General features: G+C 47.2%; 23 protein-coding genes. 18 read left to right on the top strand and 5 right to left on the bottom strand.

Translation table 11 applies throughout. From position 1 onward, the window contains the following. Positions 1-35 precede the first annotated feature (35 nt). Complete coding sequence (locus ACH3Y6_RS01535; protein WP_490833804.1) at positions 36-1520, top strand: glycoside hydrolase family 10-like protein; 1485 nt, start codon at positions 36-38, stop codon at positions 1518-1520. 17 nt (positions 1521-1537) lie between these two features. On the opposite strand, the gene ACH3Y6_RS01540 is transcribed toward ACH3Y6_RS01535, so the two are convergent. Continuing rightward, the gene (locus ACH3Y6_RS01540; RefSeq protein WP_490833805.1) at positions 1538-2008 is read right to left on the bottom strand and encodes an SRPBCC family protein; all 471 of its coding nucleotides are present in this window, start codon (positions 2006-2008) and stop codon (positions 1538-1540) included. Between the two features lie 114 nt (positions 2009-2122). Here ACH3Y6_RS01540 and ACH3Y6_RS01545 point away from each other — a divergent pair, with 114 nt between their 5' ends. The 9 genes from ACH3Y6_RS01545 (at position 2123) to ACH3Y6_RS01585 (ending at position 14559) form a co-directional block, all read left to right on the top strand. Next, positions 2123-5266, top strand: coding sequence for an ATP-dependent helicase (locus ACH3Y6_RS01545; RefSeq protein ID WP_490833806.1), 3144 nt, complete (start codon positions 2123-2125; stop codon positions 5264-5266). A gap of 125 nt (positions 5267-5391) precedes the next feature. Further along, complete coding sequence (locus ACH3Y6_RS01550; RefSeq protein ID WP_490833807.1) at positions 5392-6807, top strand: Ig-like domain-containing domain; 1416 nt, start codon at positions 5392-5394, stop codon at positions 6805-6807. A gap of 75 nt (positions 6808-6882) precedes the next feature. Then, positions 6883-7497 carry a recombination mediator RecR gene (gene recR / locus ACH3Y6_RS01555; protein ID WP_490833808.1) on the top strand — a complete coding sequence of 205 codons (615 nt, stop codon included), beginning with the start codon at positions 6883-6885 and terminating at the stop codon, positions 7495-7497. Positions 7498-7608: 111 nt separating this feature from the next. After that, a complete protein-coding gene (locus ACH3Y6_RS01560; protein WP_490833809.1) occupies positions 7609-8025 on the top strand; it encodes an OB-fold protein in 417 nt (138 codons plus the stop codon). A gap of 14 nt (positions 8026-8039) precedes the next feature. Further along, positions 8040-8564, top strand: coding sequence for a YceI family protein (locus ACH3Y6_RS01565; RefSeq protein ID WP_490833810.1), 525 nt, complete (start codon positions 8040-8042; stop codon positions 8562-8564). 29 nt (positions 8565-8593) lie between these two features. Then, complete coding sequence (locus tag ACH3Y6_RS01570) at positions 8594-9496, top strand: DUF5777 family beta-barrel protein (protein ID WP_490833811.1); 903 nt, start codon at positions 8594-8596, stop codon at positions 9494-9496. 376 nt (positions 9497-9872) lie between these two features. Continuing rightward, positions 9873-10886: a homocysteine S-methyltransferase family protein gene (locus ACH3Y6_RS01575; RefSeq protein ID WP_490833812.1), complete on the top strand. Its 1014-nt coding sequence runs from the start codon at positions 9873-9875 to the stop codon at positions 10884-10886. Between the two features lie 46 nt (positions 10887-10932). After that, complete coding sequence (gene metH / locus ACH3Y6_RS01580; protein WP_490833813.1) at positions 10933-13647, top strand: methionine synthase; 2715 nt, start codon at positions 10933-10935, stop codon at positions 13645-13647. A 90-nt stretch (positions 13648-13737) separates the two neighbouring features. Continuing rightward, a complete protein-coding gene (locus tag ACH3Y6_RS01585; protein ID WP_490833814.1) occupies positions 13738-14559 on the top strand; it encodes a hypothetical protein in 822 nt (273 codons plus the stop codon). 4 nt (positions 14560-14563) lie between these two features. On the opposite strand, the gene ACH3Y6_RS01590 is transcribed toward ACH3Y6_RS01585, so the two are convergent. After that, positions 14564-15295: an LOG family protein gene (locus ACH3Y6_RS01590; RefSeq protein ID WP_490833815.1), complete on the bottom strand. Its 732-nt coding sequence runs from the start codon at positions 15293-15295 to the stop codon at positions 14564-14566. 84 nt (positions 15296-15379) lie between these two features. Here ACH3Y6_RS01590 and ACH3Y6_RS01595 point away from each other — a divergent pair, with 84 nt between their 5' ends. The 5 genes from ACH3Y6_RS01595 (at position 15380) to ACH3Y6_RS01615 (ending at position 18695) form a co-directional block, all read left to right on the top strand. Further along, on the top strand, positions 15380-16762 hold the full coding sequence (locus tag ACH3Y6_RS01595; RefSeq protein WP_490833816.1) for a hypothetical protein: 1383 nt from the start codon (positions 15380-15382) through the stop codon (positions 16760-16762). Between the two features lie 14 nt (positions 16763-16776). Next, positions 16777-17550: an exodeoxyribonuclease III gene (locus ACH3Y6_RS01600; protein ID WP_490833817.1), complete on the top strand. Its 774-nt coding sequence runs from the start codon at positions 16777-16779 to the stop codon at positions 17548-17550. Positions 17551-17557: 7 nt separating this feature from the next. Next, complete coding sequence (locus tag ACH3Y6_RS01605) at positions 17558-17863, top strand: DUF4286 family protein (RefSeq protein WP_490833818.1); 306 nt, start codon at positions 17558-17560, stop codon at positions 17861-17863. 295 nt (positions 17864-18158) lie between these two features. Beyond that, positions 18159-18428, top strand: a complete 270-nt coding sequence (locus ACH3Y6_RS01610; protein ID WP_161816834.1) for an HU family DNA-binding protein — start codon at positions 18159-18161, stop codon at positions 18426-18428. A 153-nt stretch (positions 18429-18581) separates the two neighbouring features. Further along, on the top strand, positions 18582-18695 hold the full coding sequence (locus ACH3Y6_RS01615) for a 30S ribosomal protein THX (RefSeq protein WP_490833819.1): 114 nt from the start codon (positions 18582-18584) through the stop codon (positions 18693-18695). Between the two features lie 64 nt (positions 18696-18759). Here the strand turns inward: ACH3Y6_RS01615 and ACH3Y6_RS01620 are convergent, their stop codons facing one another. Continuing rightward, positions 18760-20055: an aminotransferase class V-fold PLP-dependent enzyme gene (locus tag ACH3Y6_RS01620; protein ID WP_490833820.1), complete on the bottom strand. Its 1296-nt coding sequence runs from the start codon at positions 20053-20055 to the stop codon at positions 18760-18762. 77 nt (positions 20056-20132) lie between these two features. On the opposite strand from ACH3Y6_RS01620, the gene ACH3Y6_RS01625 reads away from it, so the two are divergent. Beyond that, positions 20133-20384, top strand: coding sequence for a hypothetical protein (locus ACH3Y6_RS01625; RefSeq protein ID WP_490833821.1), 252 nt, complete (start codon positions 20133-20135; stop codon positions 20382-20384). A gap of 369 nt (positions 20385-20753) precedes the next feature. Here ACH3Y6_RS01625 and ACH3Y6_RS01630 read toward each other — a convergent pair whose 3' ends face one another. Beyond that, the gene (locus ACH3Y6_RS01630; protein ID WP_490833822.1) at positions 20754-21767 is read right to left on the bottom strand and encodes a peptidyl-alpha-hydroxyglycine alpha-amidating lyase family protein; all 1014 of its coding nucleotides are present in this window, start codon (positions 21765-21767) and stop codon (positions 20754-20756) included. 285 nt (positions 21768-22052) lie between these two features. After that, on the bottom strand, positions 22053-22949 hold the full coding sequence (meaB, locus tag ACH3Y6_RS01635) for a methylmalonyl Co-A mutase-associated GTPase MeaB (protein ID WP_490833823.1): 897 nt from the start codon (positions 22947-22949) through the stop codon (positions 22053-22055). A gap of 37 nt (positions 22950-22986) precedes the next feature. Here meaB and ACH3Y6_RS01640 point away from each other — a divergent pair, with 37 nt between their 5' ends. Then, positions 22987-24210, top strand: a complete 1224-nt coding sequence (locus ACH3Y6_RS01640; protein ID WP_490833824.1) for an O-antigen ligase family protein — start codon at positions 22987-22989, stop codon at positions 24208-24210. Continuing rightward, the gene (locus ACH3Y6_RS01645; protein ID WP_490833825.1) at positions 24203-24973 is read left to right on the top strand and encodes a glycosyltransferase family 2 protein; all 771 of its coding nucleotides are present in this window, start codon (positions 24203-24205) and stop codon (positions 24971-24973) included. Before ACH3Y6_RS01640 ends, ACH3Y6_RS01645 begins: the two co-directional genes overlap by 8 nt. Positions 24974-24984 lie beyond the last annotated feature (11 nt).

The following is a 24984-nucleotide window of genomic DNA, read 5'->3' on the forward strand; positions in this document are numbered from 1 at the left end:
AGGCAAGCCAACTTGCATAAGTTTATCTTCGTGATATGAATACCCTCCTTCGTTGTTACCTGCTGCTGGCAGCCATCACGCTGCTGTCAGACAGCCATGCCCAGACAGGTTCGCCCAATTATGAATTCAGGGGCGTGTGGATCGCTTCGGTGGTCAATATCGACTGGCCAAGTAAAAAGACCCTGTCGGTTGAAGAACAGAAAGCAGAGTATATCCGCCTGCTTGACCTGCACCAGCGAAACGGCATGAACGCGATCGTGATGCAGGTTCGTCCCGCAGGAGATGTCTTGTATCCCTCACCGTTTGAACCCTGGAGCGAATACCTCACCGGTAAACAGGGATTACCCCCTACGCCCTTTTACGACCCCATGGAATTCATGATCACCGAAACCCATAAACGTGGCATGGAATTTCATGCCTGGCTGAATCCTTACAGGGCGGTGTTCGATATGCTACGGTCTTCCGTATCACCCTCCCATCTCACCAAAACACATCCTGAATGGTTCCTGGTATATGGAGGTAAAAAATATTTCAACCCCGGTTTACCCGAAGTACGTGAGCACCTGGGTAAAGTAGTACGCGATATGGTTACCCGCTACGATTTGGATGGCATACATATGGACGACTACTTCTATCCTTATCGCATAACAGGCAAAGAATTCCCCGATCAGAAAGATTACCTGAAATACGGAAAGGGTATGAGCAAAGACGACTGGAGAAGGAGTAATTGCGACAGCGTGATATTACTCATCCACAATATCGTACGGAGTGTAAAACCCCATGTACGGTTTGGAGTGAGTCCATTCGGCATCTGGCGCAATAAAAGCCAGGATGCCATGGGAAGCGATACCCGTGGCGGACAGACCAATTATGATGACCTGTATGCCGATATCCTGTTATGGTTACAGAAAGGATGGATCGACTACGTGGTGCCGCAGTTGTACTGGGAACGCGGGCACAAACTGGCCGACTACGACGTACTGCTTGACTGGTGGAACAAATACAGTTACGGCAAACACCTGTACATAGGTCACGGCATTTACCGGGCGGGAACGAATACTGCATGGAAAAATCCAGATGAAATACCCAAACAGATACAGGCACTGAGGAACTATCCCACCACACAGGGCAGTGTCTATTTCAGCAGCAAAACATTCGAAAAGAATCCGCTGGGATGGAACGACAGCCTGCGCAACCATTACTACCGTTACCCGGCATTGGTGCCACCCATGCCCTGGATCGATAATTCGGCACCGGCACAACCCCTGGTACAGAAGCTTGATAACAATATGGTGAAACTGGTGTACAAGGGTGAGGAAAAGATCAAAGCCTTTGGCGTTCTTACCCTCACACTCAACACCGAAGTGAAATTCGCACTGGCGCAACTGGTACAGGTGGTAGTGGCCGATAAGGTAGCCGTGATCGACCTGTCGAAACTGCCAGACACCCAAAACAAACGGATCTTCTTTGTTTCGGTGGATCTGGATAACAATGTAAGCCCGATGACAGAATTAAGATAACTGCTCAACGAACCTGATCATTTCCATTTGCCGAAACGCTCTTCGACTGCGGCATACCGGAAGTCAAATATCTTTTTCAACTGGGATCTTACCATGATCACCTGTGCCAGATCGCCCAGGATCCAGAAAGGAATCTTGTAGTGTACAATATCCGTCATTTCCACACCGCCCTCGATCTCGGTGAAATGATGCTGGTGATGCCATAAGCTGTAGGGACCAAAACGCTGTTCATCCACAAAGTATCGCTTGTCCGACACATGGGTAATCTCTGTCATCCAGTACAGTGGGATGCCCAGAATAGGTCGCACGATATATTCAATGACCTGCCCGGGATACATTACCGGCCCATGATGCCGTGACGTGACCTGGAAACCCAGGTTGGGAGGCGTAATGTCTTTGAGGTTATCGGGACGGCTGAAAAACTGCCAGGCTTCATCCAGAGAGATCGGAATCTTTTGTACGGTTTTGAGCGAGTAGACTTTTGACATGCTTGAACAACAAGTGCATAACCAAAAAGTTCGGCTAGCACAACCGGTATTTTGTTCGGTCACACCTATCAGTTTGTACACAACCGGTAGGGACGAGTTGATTATCTTTACCCTATGTCTGCCACCCAACAACAAAGAGAACAGTTCGAAAAGATCTATGCCAGCCTGAACGAGCAGCAGCGGATCGCTGTGGATACCATCGAGGGACCCGTAATGGTGATCGCAGGACCCGGTACCGGCAAAACGCAGATCCTGGGTGCGCGTATTGGCAAAATCCTGCTGGACACAGATACACAGGCGGAGAATATCCTCTGCCTCACCTATACTGATGCGGGTGCCGTGGCCATGCGCAAACGTTTGCTGGGTTTCATCGGTCCCGATGCCTACAAAGTGAACATTTATACCTTTCATGCCTTCTGTAATGATATCATCCAGGAAAATCTTTCCTTGTTTGAGAAGACCGTCCTGGACCCTATCTCAGACCTGGAAAAAATAGACCTCTTCAAACAGCTCATCGATGGGTTTCCAAAAAATCACCCGCTGAAACGATACCGGGGAGACGTGTATTTTGAGATCAATAACCTGCAACAGCTGTTCAGCACCATGAAACGCGAAGGGTGGACACCCGCCTATATCAACCGGAAAATAGACGAGTACCTCGCATCGATCCCTACCCGCGACGAATTTGTTTACCAAAGAGCCTACAAACAGTTCAAGGCGGGAGACCCGAAAGAGAACAAGATAGAAGAAGCCAAAGAAAAGATGGAAAAACTGCGGGCTGCCGTAAATGAGTTCGACCGTTTCCAGAAACTGATGCGCAGCCGCAACCGGTATGATTTTGACGACATGATCAACTGGGTGATCAGGGCTTTTGAAGAAAATAAAATACTGCTGGCCCGCTACCAGGAACAATTCTTATACATCCTGGTAGACGAATACCAGGATACCAGCGGCACGCAGAACCGGCTGGTAGAACTGCTGATCAGCTACTGGGAACAACCCAATGTATTTGTGGTGGGCGATGATGACCAGAGCATCTACCGCTTCCAGGGCGCCAACGTAGAGAATATGGAAGCTTTTGCACAACGCTACGAAGAAGAGCTGCTGGCAGTGGTATTGAAAGACAATTACCGGTCTACACAACCCATACTCGATATTTCCAAAACACTGATCGACCGCAACGAGGAACGGCTGGTGAAAAAGATAAACGGACTTACCAAAAACCTGATCGCAGCCAACCAGCTAATCAACCAGCTAAGCCACAAACCTGTGATCACGGAATATGAAACACAGCGTCAGGAAATGATCCACATCACACTCACCGTGGAAAAGCTGCTGGCACAGGGTGTAGAGCCAGGTTTCATCAGCATCATTTATAAAGAGAATAAATACGGAGAAGAACTCTCACAATATTTTGCACAGCGCAACATACCGGTATACAGCAAACGCAACCTGAACATACTGGAAATACCACTGGCCAAAAAAATCATCCTTTTGCTCGAATACCTGGCAGCCGAACATGATATACCCGATGGCGGCGATGAAATGCTGTTCGAAATACTGCATTTCGACTGGTTCCGTATTGCACCGGTAGAAATCGCCAAACTCACTACAGCTGTGGCCGACAGAAAATTCGGACAGAACAAGACTTCTCTCCGCAAACTCCTGTATGAAAAAGTGAATACCCCGCCGCGCGACCTGTTCAGTCAGGCCGCTCCAACAGGTATGAAACTAGCGAGTGATGCCATCGAAAAACTATTGTCGGATGTTTCCAATACCACCTTGGTGAACCTTGTTGAGAACTGCATCCGCGATGCAGGTGTGCTGAACAGTGTCATGCTTGGTCCGGATAAACACTGGCAGCTCCAGGTATTGACCGGATTATTCGATTTCATCAAAGAGGAAGCCCGTCGTAACCCAAACCTTACGCTGGATCAGCTGGTGAATATTTTTATGCTGATGGAAAAAGAGGGACTGAGTTTACCCCTGGTTCAGGTAAGCGGCAGCGAAAAAGGGGTAAACCTGTTAACGGCACACGGTTCCAAGGGGCTCGAATTTGAACACGTGTTCCTGGTGGGCTGTAATGCAGCCAGCTGGGAAAAGAAACGCAAACCCGGCGGCGGCTACAGTCTCCCCGATACCATGTTCAGCTCTCAACCCAAACAAAAAGAGGAAGAGGAACTGAGGCGTTTGTTCTACGTAGCACTCACCCGGGCAAGGTTACACCTGCACATTTCCTACAGCCGTTTCAAGAATGACGGCAAAGAACTGGAACCCTCCATGTTCCTTGCAGAGATACAGGATACACATGCTCTTCCGGTAGAAAAGATCCTGTTGGATAAGGATGTATTAAGTGAATTCGCCATGATTCAGTTCACTGCAATACAGGCACCGGAAATTGACAGAACAGAAGCTGAATTTGTGACACAACTACTGGACAAATTCGTAATGAATGTGACCGCACTGAACAATTACCTGAAATGTCCCCTGCAGTTTTATTTCCAGAATCTGGTACGGGTTCCCTCGGGCAAATCGGAAGCCACCGAATTCGGTTCCGCGGTACACCATGCTTTACATAAGCTGTTCGAGAAAATGCAACAGACGGAACAGTTTCCGGGCAAAGAGGAATTCATCCTCGATTTTGAATGGTACATGAACCGTAACCGGGAAAGTTTTACCAAAGAACAGTTTGCACGCAGGATGGAATACGGGCAGGAAGTGCTGGGTAATTACTACAACCAGTATATCAGCAGCTGGAACAAAGTGGTGGCCGTAGAAAGAACCATCCGGAACATTGTAGTGCAGGGCGTGCCTTTGAAAGGGAAACTGGATAAACTCGAATTCAACGGGAAAGACGTGAACGTAGTAGATTATAAAACCGGTGACATAGACAAAGCAAAAGACAAATTAAAACCGCCACATGAAGGAGATCCCAATGGTGGCGATTATTGGCGCCAGGCTGTTTTCTATAAAATACTGGTAGATCATTACGAACAGAAGAACTGGACAGCCGTAAGTACCGAGTTCGATTTTATTGAACCGGACAAAAAGAAACAATACCGGAAAGAAAAGATCCTGATCAGGCCGGAAGACATTACTACGGTCACCGAACAGATCAAAACCGTATGGCAGAAGATACAGGACCGTGATTTTTATACAGGCTGCGGAAAACCGGAATGCCACTGGTGCAATTTTGTAAAGACCAACGAAATGGCCGTAGCCCTGCACGAGCTGTCGGAAGAAACGGATCCGGAATAACCTTTCCAACCTGGATCACCACCAGCTGAAAATGCGCGGGCCGGGTTTACGGAAACGACAATTTGCTTTCCCTTCACAATCCTTTTAGGGTTAAAGCAGTGCGGTGTTCTATATTTGTACCTATCATGAAACAGTTCCTGTCCTCTTTACTGGTGATCACACTTTCTGTGGTATGGATATCACAATTAAGCTCCTGCGCCAATATCATCCCGCCCAGTGGCGGCCCAAGGGACAGTTTACCTCCAAAACTGGTGACAGCGGTTCCCAAAGATTCGGCAGTAAATGTACGGTCCAGGAACATCACTCTTACGTTCGATGAATTCGTTACCCTGCAGAATGCTTCGCAGAGCCTGATCATATCGCCCAATCATTCCGCGCAGGGACAGCCCTTTGTAGATTACAAACTGCGCAATGTGATAGTGCGCTTAAAAGACAGTCTCGAAGCCAATACCACCTATTCCCTCAATTTCGGGGATGCCATCCGTGATGTGAATGAAGGAAATATTGCACAGAACTTTACCTATGTTTTCTCAACCGGTCCATCCATTGATGGAAACAGTTACAGCGGAAAAGTGATCCTGGCGGAGACAGGCAGAACCGACAGTACCCTGATCGTTCTGCTGCATAAAAATCTTGCCGATACGGCCGTACTAAAAGAAAGACCCCGTTATTATACACGCCTGAACGGCAAAGGCGAGTTCAGTTTCAGGAACCTGCCGCAAGGAGAGTTTGCCGTATATGTGCTGCCGGGTTCAGGTATTTCGCAACGCTATGACGACAGTACCAAAATGTTTGCCTTCAGAAACAGCCCGGTAAATGTGGGCGGCAGTACACAACGCGATACCTTGTACGCTTTTGAAGAAGCCAAAAGAAAAGAATTCAAAACAACCGGTACCACCACCCCCAAAGCAACCGCAGCGGTCCGCGACGAGAAGCGGCTGCGGTATACCCATAACCTCGACAACGGGTTACAGGATCTGCTGGGCGGGCTGACCCTGAGTTTCAACCGGAAGCTAACCGGTTTCGACACCAGCAAGTTCATCCTCTCTGATACAATGAATTTCAAGCCCCTGCAGGGAGTCCGGTATCGGTTAGACAGTACCCGAACCAAAGTACAGGTTAGTTACCCCTGGAAAGAAGCACAGGCATTCCGTTTACAGATAGCACAGGATGCGGTGGCCGATTCAGCAGGCAACCGCCTGAGCAAAGGGGACACTTTACGTTTTTTTGCCAAACGTGGGTCCGATTACGGAAGTATCCGCATCCGTTTCACCAACCTCGATCTCAGCAAAAATCCGGTACTGCAATTGGTACAGAACGATAAAGTTTTTGAATCGGTGACACTTACCGTTACTGATTTTCAGCGTAAACTATACCAGCCGGGTACCTATGAGCTGCGCATCCTGTATGATACGAATAAAAACGGGGTTTGGGACAGTGGCAATTTTAAACTGAAACGGCAACCCGAAGTGGTATACCTGGTGCCCCGTCAACTGGCCATCCGCGCCAACTGGGACAATGAAGTGACCATTTCATTGTGAGTAGTGAGTAGTCAGTGGGTAGAGTCAATTCACCTTTGCCCATTCACCCTTACCTTTGCCCTCTAATCATCACCCATGCAATTACCCTCTTCCTTGCTGGAAAATGCAGTGGCCCAGTTTACCAAATTACCGGGTATTGGTAAAAAGACGGCATTGCGACTGGTATTGCACCTCTTGAAGCAGGATGTGAATGAGGTACAGCATTTTGGAGAAACCATTGCACGGATGCGACGCGATATCAAATTCTGCCAGCGTTGCCATAATGTGAGCGACGGCGATATCTGTTCCATCTGTGCCAATTCCATACGTAACCAGCGGATGATTTGTGTGGTGGAGAATATCCGGGATGTGATAGCCATAGAGAGTACCCAGCAATTGAATGGTACCTACCACGTACTGGGAGGTATTATTTCACCACTGGACGGCATAGGTCCTGACCAGTTGAACATTGCTTCACTGGTATCACGCATCGCGAAAGAAGAAACCGAGGAACTGGTTTTTGCCCTCAGTCCGAATATCCAGGGCGATACCACCATCTATTATATCCAGAAAAAGATCGCCCACCTGCCCTGTCGCATCACCACTATTGCCCGGGGTATCGCATTTGGCGGCGAGCTGGAATATGCCGATGAAATGACACTGGCCCGCAGCATCGCCAACCGACTGCCGGTTCAGCAGTACGTAAAATAGATTCCTTTTCACCAAAATTTTAGCATTTAGGCAACCATAATTCTATTACGCCGTATCGATTTGTATTGATACAATGCGTAATTTGCTGTTTAAACACCAAATTTACCCGGTATGCAAAAATGGAAAAAAATGCTGGCCATCATTGGTATCACAGGCGTTCTGGCTGCAGGCGCAGTTGTACTCTATGTATACCTGAAGCCGCACCGTGACGTGGCAAAAGAAAAAGCAGTTCAATTAACGGCACAGGCTTTGTTCGATGCTTTTAAGACCAACGAAACAGAAGCCAATTCCCAATATCTGGACAAAGCGATCGAATTAAACGGCGAAGTGGCTGATATCACCAAAAACCAGGAAGGCAATACGGTCGTGAATTTTAAAACCAACGACCCCCTGTTTGTGATCAATTGTACCTTTAAAACGGATCCGGGTGTATTACAGCCGGGACAAACCATCACGTTCAAAGGCATTTGTACCGGGTATATCCCGGACATGAATATTGTGATCAATGAAGGTGTATTAGTTAAATAGTTAAACCCGTTTACATGAAATTTGTTTATGTTTTTTTGACAGGCATTTTATTATTAGGCACACAGGCAGAAGCACAGAAAGTATTTGGAACCCGTAATGGGAAAATCAGTTTTATTTCGCCAACAGACGAGGATGTAAAGGCAACCAATAACGAAGTAGCCAGCCGTTTAGCCGATAACGGCCAGATCACGTTTAGTGCCTTGATCAAAGGATTTAAATTCAGGTACGCCGAAATGCAGGAACATTTCAATGACCAGTACCTGGAGAGCAATAAATTTCCAAGAGCCGATTTCAAGGGAAACATCGTTAACCTGAAAGAAGTCAATTTTACCAGGGATGGCTCGTACAAAGTAACCGTTAAAGGAGATCTTACCATGCATGGCGTGACCAAAAATCTGACCGCCAACGGCACTATTGAGATCAAAGGTGGTAAACCAGTTGCCTCCTGCAAGTTTGTGATCCTGATGAAAGACTTTAACGTAGATGCTTCCAGCATTACCGAAAAAGTGAATGTGGAAGTGACCTGTGCCTTTCAATAACCCGTCAGTTAACAATTAAAATATAACCTATGAAAAGCTTTGCACCAAGGCTACTGGCCATGTTATGCCTGTTACTCGCCTGTTTTACCGGCACTGCCCAACAGGTTGATCTTTTTAAAATGCAGGACAGCACCAATGCTGAAGAAAACAAACGCCTGGGCAAAGAACCTGTGATCAACACTTTTTACTCTACCCGCCTGGTAAATGGCCATACGGTTGAGATCCTGGGTACCGGCAGCATGGACCTCCGCATCAACCACCGCTTTTCTCCTTTGAACATGGGATTCTACGATATGTTCGGGCTGGACTACGCTTCCATGCGCCTGGGTTTTGATTTCGGTCTTTCAAAAAACCTGATGCTGGGAATTGGTCGCTCCACTATCAATAAAGAATACGATGGTTTTGTCAAATACCGCCTCATGCACCAGCAGGAAGGAACAGGCAAACCGCTATCCATCACCTTACTCGGCGCCATGGCCTATCGCAATATCAAAATGGATCCCAGCCTGAAAGTGACCGGCGCGGACCGCACTTATTACACAGCACAACTGATGATCGCCAGGAAACTGAACACACACACTTCTATTCAGCTCTCTCCCACCTATACGCGTTATAACCGCTTACTGTTCCTGAATGGCGGTTCTGCAGACCAGTTTGCCCTTGGAATACTGGCACGCCAGCGGATCAGCAAAAGAATAAGCATCAATGTGGAATATTTTGCGCAGGCCAGCAAGTTCGATGGCATGCACGATCCTTTGTCGGTTGGGGTCGACATCAATACCGGTGGCCATGTGTTCCAACTCCATTTCACCAATGCCACAGGTATGAACGAACATAGTTTTCTCCATGAAACCACCGGTTCCTGGGGTAATGGGGATATCCGCTGGGGCTTCAACATCTCCAGGATCTTCCATATCGGTAAAAAGAAATAACGCTTTAGCCTATCAGTAGTTCTCTGCGAAACTCCCTATCTCCGTGGCTCTGCAGTGAAAAATAACGATTCATTCCTGTTGTTACTCTTTTCACCGCAGAGCCGCGGAGAGGTAGGGGAAACGCTGAGTTCAACGGGGTCTACGCCCTTCCTGCCTTATATTTTGTCATAATCCTCATCCATCCTATCTTTGCCATCCTTACTACCAGGCGGATTTGTTTATTGTTCGGCCTGATTTTCCGCTGCGGCGGGAACAATCGAACTAATAAACGTTTTGAAGTGACCCCCACTTACCTTCTCAAAGCGTTTACAGTTCGTTATTAAATATATCGCTATCGGCATGGCCAATGCTTTGCAGATAAGCTAAAATGAATTGTATGGACATCAGAAAAGAACTGGAAAAGCGCATACTTGTCATCGATGGGGCCATGGGTACCATGATACAGCGGCACAAACTGACCGAAGCCGACTACCGCGGCGAGCGATTCAAAGACTGGCATACCGATGTGAAAGGCAATAATGACCTGCTTTGCATTACCCAGCCCGAAATCATCAAGGGTATTCACAAACAATACCTTGCCGCAGGTGCAGACATCATTGAAACCAATACATTCAGCAGCACCACTATCGCCATGGCCGATTACGATATGCAGTCGCTGGCCTACGAGCTGAATGTTGCAGCAGCCCGCTGTGCCAAAGATGCCGTAAAAGAATTCCTGGCAGAGAACCCCGGTGCTTCCCCAAAATTTGTGGCAGGAGCTATCGGCCCGCTGAATAAAACCCTCAGCCTCTCACCCGATGTGAACAACCCGGGCTATCGGGCCGTTACGTTCGATGAAGTGGTTGCTGCCTACTATGAGCAGATCAAAGGCCTGGTTGATGGCGGGGTTGACCTGTTACTCATCGAAACCATTTTCGACACACTGAATGCCAAGGGCGCCATATTTGCCGCCAAAAAATATTTCCGCGATCACAAAAAAGAAGAACTGCCCATCATGATCAGCGGTACCATTACAGATGCTTCCGGCAGAACGCTGAGCGGACAGACCCTGGAAGCTTTTTACACTTCTGTGATGCACGCCAAACCGCTTAGTGTTGGCCTGAACTGCGCCCTCGGTGCTGCAGAAATGAGGAGTCATATAGAGGAGCTGTCGCAGATAGCGGCCTGTTATACCTCAGCATACCCGAACGCAGGTTTACCCAATGCCATGGGTGAATACGATGAACAACCCAACGAAACCGCACACTTTATTGAAGAGTGGGCCAAAGAAGGTTTTGTGAATATCGTGGGAGGCTGTTGTGGCACCACACCAGATCATATCAAACACATTGCAGACCATGTGAAAAAGATCAGCCCAAGACCCCTGCCCGTTATAGAACACAGTTTATAAATGAATCAGCCTGTTTTGCCCGTAGCAACACAGAAAAAAAGATAGTATGAGCAGCACAACCATCAAACCTTATTTACGTTTATCCGGACTGGAACCACTGGTGATCAGACCAGAAACGAATTTTGTGAATGTAGGTGAGCGTACCAATGTAACCGGCTCCAAAAAATTCGCCCGCCTGATACGCGAAGGACATTTTGAAGAAGCTTTGTCCGTAGCCCGCCAGCAGGTAGAAAACGGGGCGCAGGTACTGGACGTAAACATGGATGATGCCATGCTGGAAGGTGTAAGCGCCATGACCACCTTCCTGAACCTGTTACAGAGTGAGCCGGATATTGCAAAGATCCCCATCATGATCGACAGTTCTAAATTCGAGATCATAGAAGCGGGATTGAAATGTGTGCAGGGCCGCTGTATCGTAAATTCTATCTCCATGAAAGAAGGAGAAGAGAAATTCATTGAGCAGGCATTCACCTGTAAAGCCTACGGTGCAGCCGTGATCGTGATGGCTTTCGACGAAGTGGGGCAGGCCGATACCAGGGAAAGGAAAGTAGAGATCTGTCACAGAGCCTACAAGATACTCACCGAAAAAGTAGGATTTGACCCGCAGGACATCATTTTTGACCCCAACATATTCGCTATTGCCACGGGTATAGAAGAGCACAATAATTACGCAGTGGATTTTATTGAAGCCACCCGCGAGATCAAACAACTGATGCCACTGACCAAAGTGAGCGGCGGGGTATCCAATGTATCTTTCTCCTTCCGTGGTAATGACCATGTACGAGAAGCCATTCACTCCGTATTCCTGTTCCACGCTATTAAAGCGGGTATGGATATGGGTATCGTGAACGCGGGTCAGCTGGTGGTTTATGATGAGATCGAACCCACCCTGAAACAGTTGTGTGAAGATGTAATACTGAACCGGAACAACGATAACAACGAAGCCACGGAAAAACTGATCGCTTTTGCAGAAACCGTAAAAGCGAAGGGAAAAGTAGAAGTAAAAGACGAGGCCTGGAGAAACGAAACGGTTGAGAAACGCCTGGCGCATTCCCTCATCAACGGTATCACTGATTACATAGATGCTGATACTGAAGAAGCCCGCCAGAAATACCCCACCCCGCTGGAAGTGATCGAAGGACCTTTGATGGATGGGATGGGTATTGTAGGCGACCTGTTCGGCGCCGGAAAAATGTTCCTCCCCCAGGTGGTGAAAAGCGCCCGGGTGATGAAAAAAAGCGTAGCCATTCTTACCCCCTATATCGAAGCAGAAAAAGAAGCCAGGAAACAGGCGCATCTTGCCGCAGGTACCAGCAACAGCGAAGCCGCAGGTGCCGCAAAGATCCTGCTGGCCACCGTAAAAGGCGATGTGCATGATATTGGAAAAAATATTGTAGGCGTGGTGTTGGGCTGTAACGGTTATGACATCATTGATATGGGTGTAATGGTACCGGCCGATAAAATCCTGGAGACCGCACAAAGAGAGAATGTAGATATTATCGGACTGAGCGGACTGATTACTCCCTCACTGGATGAGATGGTGCATATTGCCAAAGAGATGAAACGCCGTAATATGAAACAACCGCTGCTGATCGGTGGCGCCACCACTTCGCGCATCCATACTGCGGTTAAGATCGCTCCCGAATATCCGGAAGGTGTTGTACATGTACTGGACGCATCCAGAAGTGTTACGGTAGCAGGCTCTCTGTTAAGTAAGGAACAGAAAACTGATTTCATCGAAGGACTGCAAGTGGAATATGCCAAACTGAAAGAAGCTTTCGATAATAAAAAGACCGTAAAGACCTACCTGCCCTACGCAGAAGCTTTACAGAACAAAGTGGCGGTAGACTGGGAACACCATACCACCCAAACACCCGCTTTTACCGGAACCAAAGTATGGGAAGACTATGACCTGAACAGCCTGCGGCCATTTATTGACTGGAAACCTTTCTTTATTGCCTGGGAAATGCACGGTAATTTCCCGGAGATATTAACGGATAGCGTAGTAGGAAAAGAAGCCACCAAACTCTATAACGACGCCAATGCGCTGATCGATAAGATCATTGTCGAAAAATGGCTGACGGCCAAGGGTACTATCGGCTTCTGGGAAGCCGCCAGCACAGACGACCAGGTGGAAGTGACCAGTCCCGAAGGGTTGGTGCAATTATCTTTCCTCCGCCAGCAGATCAAAAAAGCAGCGGATCAGCCCAATCTGTCACTGGCCGATTTTATCGCCCCAAAAACAAGCGGTAAAAAAGATTATATCGGTGCTTTTGCCGTTACACTGCATGGTATAGAAGACCATATCAAACGTTTTGAAGCCAGTCATGATGATTATAATAAGATCATGCTGCAAGCCCTGGCCGACAGGTTCGCCGAAGCTTTTGCTGAAGCAATGCACCAGCAGGTAAGAAAAGAATACTGGGGCTACGATAAAAATGAACAACTCAGCAACGAAGAACTCATCAAAGAACAATATATGGGCATCAGGCCGGCACCAGGTTATCCTGCCTGTCCTGACCACACAGAGAAATACAAATTGTTCGGCCTGCTGAAAGCTACCGATACCATCGGCGTTCAGCTGACAGAGAGCCTGGCCATGTACCCGGCCTCTTCTGTATGCGGCTGGTATTTCTCGAATCCGAAGAGCCAGTATTTCGGGGTAGGTAAGATACAGCGTGATCAGCTGGAAGACTATGCCAAACGCAAACACATGCCGATAGAAGAGGCTGAAAGATGGTTGAGCCCCGTGCTGGAGTAAGGCAGCTGACCAGTCTGTATCACTTTACTATATTGAATTCTATACGGTATGCCGGTTCTTGCTAATTTTGCCTGCAGAAAACAAGCAACTGTGAGCATAAAACAAGTATTGATCGCAACAATCTGTTACCTGCCTTTTTTAGGACTGGCGCAGGAGAAAAAGACAAAAACAGAGCGCAAGGGCGAACTTTATTTTTCCTGGGGATACAACAAAGAATGGTATACCCGTTCCAACGTACGGGTGAACCAGCCTGCACTGAACAATGATTACACCTTACACAATGTTCGGTCAAAGGACCATCCCGGATGGGATGAGGGCCTGTTAAGCATACCTCTGAGCATTCCACAGTATAATTACCGGCTGGGTTATTTCTTCAACAAGAAAAAAGGACTGGCTTTCGAGATCAATTTTGATCATACCAAACACCTGATACGTGATGGACAGAATGTACGCATCTCCGGAACCCTTAACGGCAGACAGGTGGATTCCACGATCAACTTTTCAGAAGCTAACGGTTTTTATTATTACCTGAACAACGGCGCCAATTTCCTGCTTTTCAATATTGTAAAAAGATGGAACTGGCAGGAAAGTAAAAACGGGAAGTTCAAGCTGGACCTGTTGGGCAAAGCGGGCATCGGTCCTGTGATACCGCATGTGCAGAACAGCCTTTTTGGCAAAGCCAATGATCCGGGTTTTCAGATCGGTGGCTGGAACATGGGGGTTGAAGCCGCAGTGCGTGCCACTTTTAACAGATGGGTGTTTCTGGAGTTCTCCAATAAACTGGATTATGCCCGCTACTCAGACCTGAAAGTATACCAGGGAAAAGCCCGCCAGGCTTTTGGCACTTATGAACTGATCCTGAACCTCGGGTTCAACATCAATGCGGGTAAAAAAGTTATGGAAGGGAAATAAGCGCTTACCTTTTCTCAAATAACCACCAGAGCCTTTTTCTCGGCTTAACCGTAAAGTTGGCTGAGATATACGTTTGTATATAACGAATCGCTTCATCGATATCATCGGTCAGCAGTATCAGCTGCTTGTCGGCCGGTGATATCGTTCCCTTTTCCACCATCGTATCGATCGCCTCCATGAGCGGGGCAAAGTATTCCTTACCGTACAGAACAATAGGGAAGTCATTGATCACATCTGTCTGCGCCAGCGTGATCGTTTCAAACAGTTCATCCATGGTACCAAAACCACCAGGCATGATGATGAATGCGTAGGAATATTTCACCAGCAATACTTTCCGGACAAAGAAATAATCGAACGTGATCCATTTCTGCATGTAGGGATTGGGATGCTGTTCAAAAGGCAGTTTAATATTACAGCCCACCGAGTGCCCGCCGTTCTCAAAAGCACCCCGGTTGGCCGCTTCCATGATGCCGGGACCGCCGCCCGTCATAGTGGTAAAGCCCAGTCCGGCAATACGTTTCCCAAACTCACGCGCCACTTCATAATAACGGTCACCCTCCCTGAACCGGGCTGATCCAAATACGGTAATGCAGGGTCCCAGAAAGTGCAGGGTACGGAATCCCTTGATCATCTGCCGGAACACATTCCAGGCAAAAAAGAATTCATTAATCCTGGGTTTGGGGCCATCCAGGTAAACAAATTTCTCCGCAGGTATGATCCGTTCTGTTTTATCCATTTTCTATTCTTATATTCAACAACGATTCAAATTAGCATAAAATTTGCTGCAGTAAAGATACAACCGACTTAACTGCCTTTATTTATGAGGAAAATAACGATTTGCCTGCTGCTATTACTGCTTACAGAGACTTTGTCGGCCCAAAAAAAAGTAATACTGGAAAAATTCCGTTGTTATAATATGAATAACCCGGTACTGAGTTACCTGGCCAGCAGTGATATCAGGAAAACCATTGCCACACACTTACACCATGCCCTGGAACAGCAACAGCTGTACCTGGCTGATACCAGTAGCTTCGAAGTTGATCTGCTCGACTTCAATTTTATTGAGCCGGTCATCAAACCCGAATACACGGATAATGATACGGGCAACCTGCACGTATACGTTGATTTTATTGAAATAGATCCTTATTATTTTTTCAAGTCCGGCGAATACCAGTCGGAGGACAGCAGCCTGATCAAAAGGGTGAAAACGGTCTTCCTGCTCACCACCCGTTTTTTTACTGCTGACAAAAAGCCCCTAAAAAGGGAAACTATGGCCATCGCCGTAAGTGAAGCCAACACACCTGGCATCGGTAATCTCTATAATAATGGTATCCGGTTTACAGACCTGACAGTCACACCGAAAACTTTTACAGATCTTTTCAAAACTGCCAGCGCTATGCTGTTGCGTCCTGACAATGATCTGTCCATGATAGAGTTACGCCTGCAACCTGCCTATTATGCAGACAACTATCTGCTGCCTAAGACCAGTCACAAACCCAGGGTATTCGTAACAGATAACAATAACATCAGCACTTATCGTTGGGGAAACCAGGCAGAAATGATCAGAGCCGGTGAAGCCCTTTATGTGGAAATCCGCATCAAGGGTAAAAAAGCAGAGAAATACCCCGACAATCTTACGGCTGCCATTAAAGCCACCGAAAGGTTTTCCGCCTCCGATTATGTGTTTCTCCGGCAGGAAGGCAGGGATGTGGCAAGGGACAGGAACTATCTGATCCAGCTGGTTACACAGGTAGATCCAGCCAATATTCCACAAGACAGGAGGTATCTATTCACCAACTTCCTGGGGGGAGATTTTCATTATCTCTTTCTGGAAAAAGACACACTGGCCAAATTCTCCATCCTGAAACAGGTAAGGGAAAAGAACAACAAAGTATATCCCAACCTGTTATCCAACGGCTACGACAGCAGCAACTTATACAGCCTGCCGTCACCCATCAGCAATGCCAAAGAATGGTTTGTCCTATACAACTATATCCTCAACGGTTCATTTGCCGGCATGCCATTCCAGGTCAAATGCAGCGGCACAGACAATACCATTCGGGAGATCTTTCTGGCAGGCAAACTGGTTTGTATTGCACAGGGAAAATATCGGCCTGAAAAGTTTGTTGTTTTTGATGCATCTTTATCCGCAGAAAAACTGAACCAGCTATTCCTGATCAGTTTCAACCGTTTTCTTGAATGACCTAAACACCACACATGCGTATCATCTCTTATAATGTGAACGGCATACGCGCCGCTATTAAAAAAGGATTGTTAGACTGGCTGCAAACAGATCCCGCCGATGTGATCTGCCTGCAGGAGACCAAGGCCAACAAAGAAGATGTTGACCTGAAAGAACTGGAAGCACTGGGTTACCAGTCGTACTGGTTCTCTGCACAGAAAAAAGGATACAGCGGTGTGGCCATACTGACCAAAGTAACACCGGATAATATAGAATACGGTCATGCCAAAGAGCAAAGCGATTTTGAAGGAAGGGTGATCCGTGCCGATTTTGGCGATGTTACGCTCATCAATGCCTATTATCCTTCCGGAACCAGCGGTGATGAGCGTCAGACCTACAAATATCATTGGCTGGATGAGTTCTTCGATTATTTACAGGATCTGCGCAAGACACGTAAAAAACTGATTGTGGTAGGGGATTACAATATCGCTCATAAGGAAGTGGATATCCATGACCCGAAAGGCAATAAAAAATCATCCGGATTTTTACCGGAAGAGCGTGCCTGGATGGATAAGTTTTTGCAGCACGATTGGGTAGACACTTTCCGGGAACTGAATCCCGAAGCCGTTGGTGCGTACTCCTGGTGGAGTCAGCGGTTCCCTACCGTGCGGCTGCAGAACAAAGGATGGAGGATCGATTATATCTGTATCACAAAAAGCCTGAGAACACAGTTGAAAGACGCGCGTATCTATCCCGATACCAAACACAGCGATCACTGCCCGATCTATGCAGAGATTGCCATCAAATAATAGTAACATGCTGATCTATAATGTAACCACCAAAGTGAGCTGGACCATTCACGAGGCCTGGGTAAAATGGATGCTGGAGAAACATATCCCTGAAGTGATGGAGAAAGGCGGTTTCAGCGAATACCGGTTTGCCCGTTTACTGGAAACGGACGAGACCGAGGGGCCCACCTATACCACACAATACTATGCCGCCAGCAGGGAAGTGTACGAACGCTACCTGGCAGAACATGCCGCAGCTTTGCGGAAAGACGCACTGGATAACTGGGGCGACCAGTTCATCGGTTTCCGCTCATTAATGGAACTTGTGAATTGAGTGTGGATAGTTTCCCGAATTCGTTTTGGCAATCACAAATCTTTGTTATATTCCCTTAAAACCCGCTCGGGCATTGAATTTCAGCCGTTTTTTCCTGAAACACTTGCTACACAAGGGTTTCAGAAGGAATACCTGAAATTTTACAACCTCTTCCGAAGCCACCCATTCAGCTGAAATCCTTTATACATAGGGGTTTTACGCAAACAAACCGTGATTAAAAAAATAATAAAATATTTTGTCGATTGCGAAAAGCGAATAAATTTGTTCCAGTTATTAAAACATTAAAAACACATCTATGAACAAAGCTGAATTAATTGCTCAGATCGCTGAAGATGCAGGCGTAACCAAAACTCAGGCTAACGCTGCTCTGGATTCTTTTGTAGGCGCTGTAACCAAAACCCTGAAAAAAGGTGACAAGGTTACTTTAGTAGGTTTTGGTACTTTCTCTGTGTCTAAGCGTGCTGCACGTACAGGCCGTAACCCACAAACCGGTGCTGCGATCAAGATCAAAGCTAAAAAAGTTGCTAAATTTAAAGCTGGTAAAGAATTAAGCGCTAAGCTCTAATTACTACCCGATCCCATTGAAACCCTGCGTAACCCGCGGGGTTTTTTTATGGTCATCCCACAGTGATTCCAGCCGGAACGAAATGAAAGTACCGAAATCCGTGGGTTTTTCTATTTTTGCAGCCTTACATCATTCATTCAAAAAAACCATACCATGGGAAGAGGCGACAAAAAAACCGCAAAAGGTAAAAGATTCCAGGGTTCATTCGGCAAAAGCCGCCCTGCAAAAACGACTAAGTCTAAGAAGCCTGCAGTAAAGGCATCATAAGCTACCTACCGTATTCCGGATAAATGGGAATCTGTCATCCTCAGAAGGCTACCAGGTTCCCATTTTATTTTTTCCGACCAGCGATCTCCCCGATCGCCATCACCAGTTTATCCAGGTCCTGCAGCCGCGTGTATACATGCGGTGTGATGCGTACACAGGAAACATTCTCCCATACAATACCCACCGTATGGATCTTATAACTGTTGAACAGCGCGCTGTCCAGTTCGCCCGGTGTCATACCATCTACCGACACCCCGCAGATCGCACAGGAATACTCGGGTTTGAATGATGTGTGAATCTTTACTTTCGGAATATCCTTTACACGGGTAGCCCAATAGTTTTTCAGGTACCGGATCCTTTCTTCCTTGCGTTTACTGCCAATGGCATTCTGGAAGTTCACCGCTTCACCAATACCCTGTTCTATCGGGAAACTCCGGGTACCCAGGGTTTCGAACTTACGGATGTCTTCGCCGCGGGGTTTATCATTACACACCAGCGGCCAGATCTTTCCGATCTTCTCTTTTTTGATCCACAGCATACCACTGCCGATCGGCGCACTCAGGAACTTGTGCAGGCTGGTACCAAAATAATCGCAACCCAGTTCAGGGATCTTGAAATCGAGCAAACCGAATGAATGCGCGCCATCCACAATCACTTCCAGGTTATGTTTCTTCGCCATAGCGGCGATCTTTTTCACCGGCATGATCTGTCCCACCCAGTTGATCACATGGGTGATATGGATAATCTTTGTGCGGACCGTAATGGCTTTCTCATACGCACTCACAATCTCTTCATCATCTTCTATCGGAAACCGGAAGCTCAGCTGTTTGTATACGATGCCCTCGCGTTCCTCCCGTTGTTTCCAGGCATTGATCATGTTGGGATAATCCTGTTTGGTACCGATCACTTCATCGCCGGCCTTCAGGTCAAGACCAAAGATTACCGTATTCAATGCCTCTGTGGCATTCCGGTTCACAGCAATCTCTTCAGGCGAGCAGCCGGCCAGTAACGCCAGCTTCTGCCTGAGCGGTTCACGGCCCTGGTCAAGGATGCGCCACATATAATAAGAAGGACCTTCATTCGATAGTTTATTGTACCGCTCCACCGCTTCCTGTACAATCCGGGGCGAAGGACTGACACCCCCATTGTTTAGGATAATCAGGTTGGAATTTACCGTATACGCCTGCTGGATCACTGTCCAGAAATCTTCATCCGCCGCAGCCTGCTCAGGCGTCAGCTGCTGGATCTTTTGTGCGGCAGCCTCCCAGGAGGCAGCATGCACCTGGTTAAACAAACTGTTGGCAGAGAAAGCTCCTGCCAGTAAACCAACCTGTTGTAAAAATTTTCTCCGGGGTTCCATGTGCCAATATTGAGAAAGAAAGTTAACGATTTATCAAATGATTCCTCTCGTATCTTTGCAGCTGAAACAAGTCCCCCATGAGGAAGAAAGGATTTTTACTGATCACCGGTCTGCTGTGCTCCGCCTACAGTACCGGATTATTGGCCCAGTGTTCCATCTGCACCAAAACCGCTTCGCAGCTGGGTGAGGGACCCGCTTCTGCACTCAATTCCGCCATCATTTACCTGGCAGCCGCCCCCTTCCTGATCATGGGCTATATTGGCTGGCGCTGGTGGAAGACGGAAAAGTCATTACACAACGAAGAAGCCGGAGGGAATATCGAATTATGAGCAAGGTATATTGAATGATGAAGTGGTATTGAACCCTGCCACCGATGTCAGTTGACAATTGATGATCACTTTTGCCCTGTTGATCTCGCATTGATTTACCCAGGAATGTCTTTGTAAATACTGGCTTATTAGTTGCCGGTCTCTTTCGGACAACATCAAAGCTTTAGTCATGTGGCGGCATTCATTGTTCATGCACCCTGGAACGAATGCTAAATAATCATACAAAAGTTCATTGTTTATTCTGCAGCCCGGCGTTATTCGTCTGCCGGAACTGAAAAGGAATAAGGGACAGAAGCTCAGCACATATTCGTTACCCTGCCCTATTGCCAATGCAATACTAACAGCAGTTTAGTGAATTAAACAGCACTGCTATAATTGAAGTTTTTTTATGGGTTTAAACTTAAGCACTTTTAAACCGATAATATCTCCTGTGTAAATATTGCCTTTGCTATCAACAGCAATATCATGAAACCAGCAGGAAGTTCTGTTTACAGAGCCGGTTGCTCCAAAATGAGTGGTTGCCTGTTGCGACGAGTCAAACTCAAAAAAAGTTGAGCCATTCACCGTGCTATCTGCTTTTTTCCTTGGATCGTAGTCAATGGCAAAGAGTCTATTATTATTATCAATGGCAACTGATGGAAGCTGCTCCACTTGCGCATTGTTTTTTAACACCTTAACAAAACGACCTGAAGTATCAAATAATTGTATTCGGTTATTCTGCCGATCAGCAACGTAAATAACATTTTTCGTGTCAATTGCTATCCCATGAGGTATCATGAACTCGCCAGGCTTGCTGCCGTATATGCCCCATGTTTTAATAAACTTTCCGGATGAAGAAAACTTAGCCACCCTGCTGTTACCATAACCGTCACTTACATAGAAAGTGCCATCATCAGCAACAGCTATGTCAGTGGGAAGATTGAAATGTAAAGAATCATTCCCGGGTACTTTTGCTGTCCCCAGTTTCATCAGAAGTTTTCCTTCGTGACTGAACTTAAAAATTTGATGTAGCCCTACGTCAGTTACCCATATATTGTTGTTTTTATCAACTGTCAATCCATGGGGCATTATAAAATAGTTTGCACCCCATGAATTAATGAGTTTTCCTGTTTCATTGTCAAGCTCAAGCACGGTGTTTTGTGAAATCACTGAATCAGGGAATGGTTTAGTCCACCTGCGTCCGGTTCTTTGAAAAACGAAAATATGGTCGTACTTATCAATACCAATACCTGTTGGTTGGCTCACAATATGGTTATTACCTGTTTGCGTCCAAACAGTGTCTAAAACATATTGAATCGTTGACGAATGGGTATTTGCGGAATCACTTCGTCCTTTGCAAGACAAAAAAGTAAGACCAATCACAAAAAAACAGATCAGTTTCATGTCAAGTTGATTTAATATGGGTTACAAAACCTGCGATAGAATTGTGGCTCACTTATATATACACGATTAACTAAAGCACCAATACCGCTATTTCAGTTGGCTTCACGTATATAACTAATAGATAATGAATATAGAGAAAATACATTGTAAGTTATCGAAAGGGGTGTAATATTTAGACTACTCCCCGCACTCAAATGCGTATAAAATTCAGTTTTTTACCGCCAATAGTTGTCATCTGACCAACAATCCTAACCGGAACATTACTATTGCCCCCAGATCAAATTACTACACCAGGTATTTCTTGACAAACTGGTACAGGTTGGTATCGGTCGCTTTTTCCAGTTGCTTTTTCAATTCTGCTTTATCTACATCTTTCATCCGGCGCTGCTGTATCAGGTGATAGGCTTTCTCGGCCAGTAACCAGTATTTTTTATCGTTGCCCTGTACCAGTTGCTGGTGTGTTTGGATCTTCTCAAACAATTCCTTCACGCCTTCTTTCTGCGAAGCCACTGTTTTTACAATGGCGATCTCATGCGTGGTGCGGTGGAAAACCGGTGCCAGCATCAGCCGCAGGTTCCTGACAAAACTATCTGCATCGGGCCTGTCGGCCTTGTTCACAACGAATATGTCGGCGATCTCCATCAGGCCCGCTTTCATGGTCTGCACTTCATCACCGGCTTCGGGCACCATCACTACCACCGTGGTATCTGCCAGTCCGGCGATCTCGATCTCGCTCTGTCCTACCCCTACCGTTTCAATGATCACCTGGTCAAAACCTGCCGCTTTCACCAGGTCGGCTATTTCAATGATCCTGGGATGTAATCCGCCCAGACTGCCGCGTGTGGCCAGTGAACGGATAAATACCGATGGATGGTTGTACCATTCACTCATCCGGATCCTGTCGCCCAGTAAGGCTCCCAGGTTAAATGGTGAAGAAGGGTCCACGCATAACACGGCCACTTTCTGGTGCTGCGCCACCATTTCTCCGATCAGTGCATCCACCAGGGTGCTTTTACCGGCCCCCGGCGGACCGGTGATGCCGATGATGCGGGTATCTGACACAGCGGGAAGCTGCTGCATCAGCCATTCATAACCCGCCACTTCATTTTCAACCAATGAAATGGAACGGGCCAGTGATTTGATATGGCCTTTCCGTATCGCAGCTAATAATTCTTCCCACATGATTGCTAAAGTAATCCGGAAGAACGAATTTAGACGCATGGCAACAGTCCTGTTGAAAAATAAATGGAGAGAAGCCTGGATCTGCTGGATGCTGGTGGGTCTGTTGGTGGGTTTACTGGTGAGCCGTGCACTGGTTTCTTTTACCTCTGTACTGATGGTATTGCCTTTCTTTTTCGGGAATCAGCAATGGTTTACACAACGGAAAATACTGGTTGCCATCTCCTTACTGCTCTTACCCGTACTCCTGTCCGGCCTATGGAGCAGTGATATCGATTCCTGGTGGAACAGTGTTGCCGTGAGATTGCCCTTACTGACCTTATTCCTTGGTATCAGTTCCGTAACCATCTCCCAACGCAACAAAAACCGATTAGCCTACCTGTATCTACTGCTGATCTGCCTGGGTTGTACCTGGAGCCTTTCACAATACCTGACCGATACCACGGCCATGCACGAAGCCTATCTCAGGGCCAAGACCTTACCCACACCCAGCGATGACGACCATATCCGTTTCAGCTGGATGGTGGTGGTGGCCATACTGCTGGGCACCCATCTTGTATTTACCGAACAGAAACAACAGACCCGGTTAGGGATATCGACAGCCATTGTTTTCCTGGTCGTATACCTGCACCTGCTGGCTGCCAAAACGGGTCTGGTGGGTCTGTATACAGGTATCGGCATCTATGTTTTATATGCCTTCTTCATCCGCAAACAATGGAAAACAGGACTGGCCATAGTGGCAACAGCCATTGCCACAGCAGCCATCTGTTACTTCACACTTCCCACTTTGCGCAACCGCATACAATATGTGGTCTACGACCTGTCCAATTATGCCAAAGGCAATACCCTCCCCGGCTATACCGATGCTTCACGCTTATGGTCAATGAAAGCCGGTTACCAGCTTACCCTGCAGCACCCATTGCAGGGTGTGGGTTTTGGGGATATGCGCAGCGCCGTGGATCAATGGCACACGGTACATCATCCCGAAAGCCCGGACTATGAACGTTTCTTACCCGCCAACGAATGGTTGGTATACGGAACAGGCAGCGGCATTCCCGGATCCATTTGTTTTACCATGGGTTTCCTGGCGTTGCTGTATTTCACTACCAGGAGAAATATCTTATCAGTGATCCTTTCTGTTACTGCCTTATTGCCTTTTTTGTTTGATGATACACTGGAAGGACAAACAGGCGTGATAGTATTGGCTTTTATTGCTTTCTTTGGACAACAGAAACTTGCAGAAACACCGGTCACGCATGAATAATCAGATCTCCGTCGTTATTATCTGCCGCAATGAAGCGCATATCATCGGTAAAACCATTACGGCTGTAAAGGGAGTTGCCAACGATATTGTGGTAGTTGATAGTGGCAGCACAGACGGCACCCAATCGATCGTTACCTCACTGGGCGCACGGCTGATAGAGACCGGCTGGGAAGGATATGGTCCCAACAAGAACAAAGGGGTGGCTGCCGCAGCCAACGACTGGATCCTGTCCATCGATGCAGATGAGATCGTTGACAACGAACTGGCCCACACCTTGCAAAACCTGCCTCTCACCGATGCTTCAGTGATCTATATGATCCGGTTCCGTGCCTTCCTGGGTGAGCAGATGATCCGGCATGGAGAATGGAGTAATGACCGCCATATCCGCCTGTACAACCGGAAACATGGCGGCTGGAACCAGGCCGCCGTGCACGAGGGACTGGTATTCCCTTCCGATACCAGAACCGTAACCCTGAAAGGATATATTCATCATTATACCTCACGCAACCTCGAGGACTTTGCTGCCAAGACCGTGAACTACGCCATGCTGAATGCCCTGAAATACCACCAGCAGGGCAAACGGGCGGGATGGCTGAAATGCAGGCTGGCACCTGCTTTTTCGTTCATCAAGAACTATCTGTTCCGGCTGGGTTTTCTGGATGGGGAAGCGGGTTATACCGTTGCCCGGATGAACGCCTGGTATACCTGGCTCAAATATGCACGGCTAAGAGAACTGAACAAAGGCAACGGTCAATCCTTGTAAGGATTACTTTT

The sequence above is a fragment of the Sediminibacterium sp. FW305-C-269 genome, from assembly GCF_058231045.1.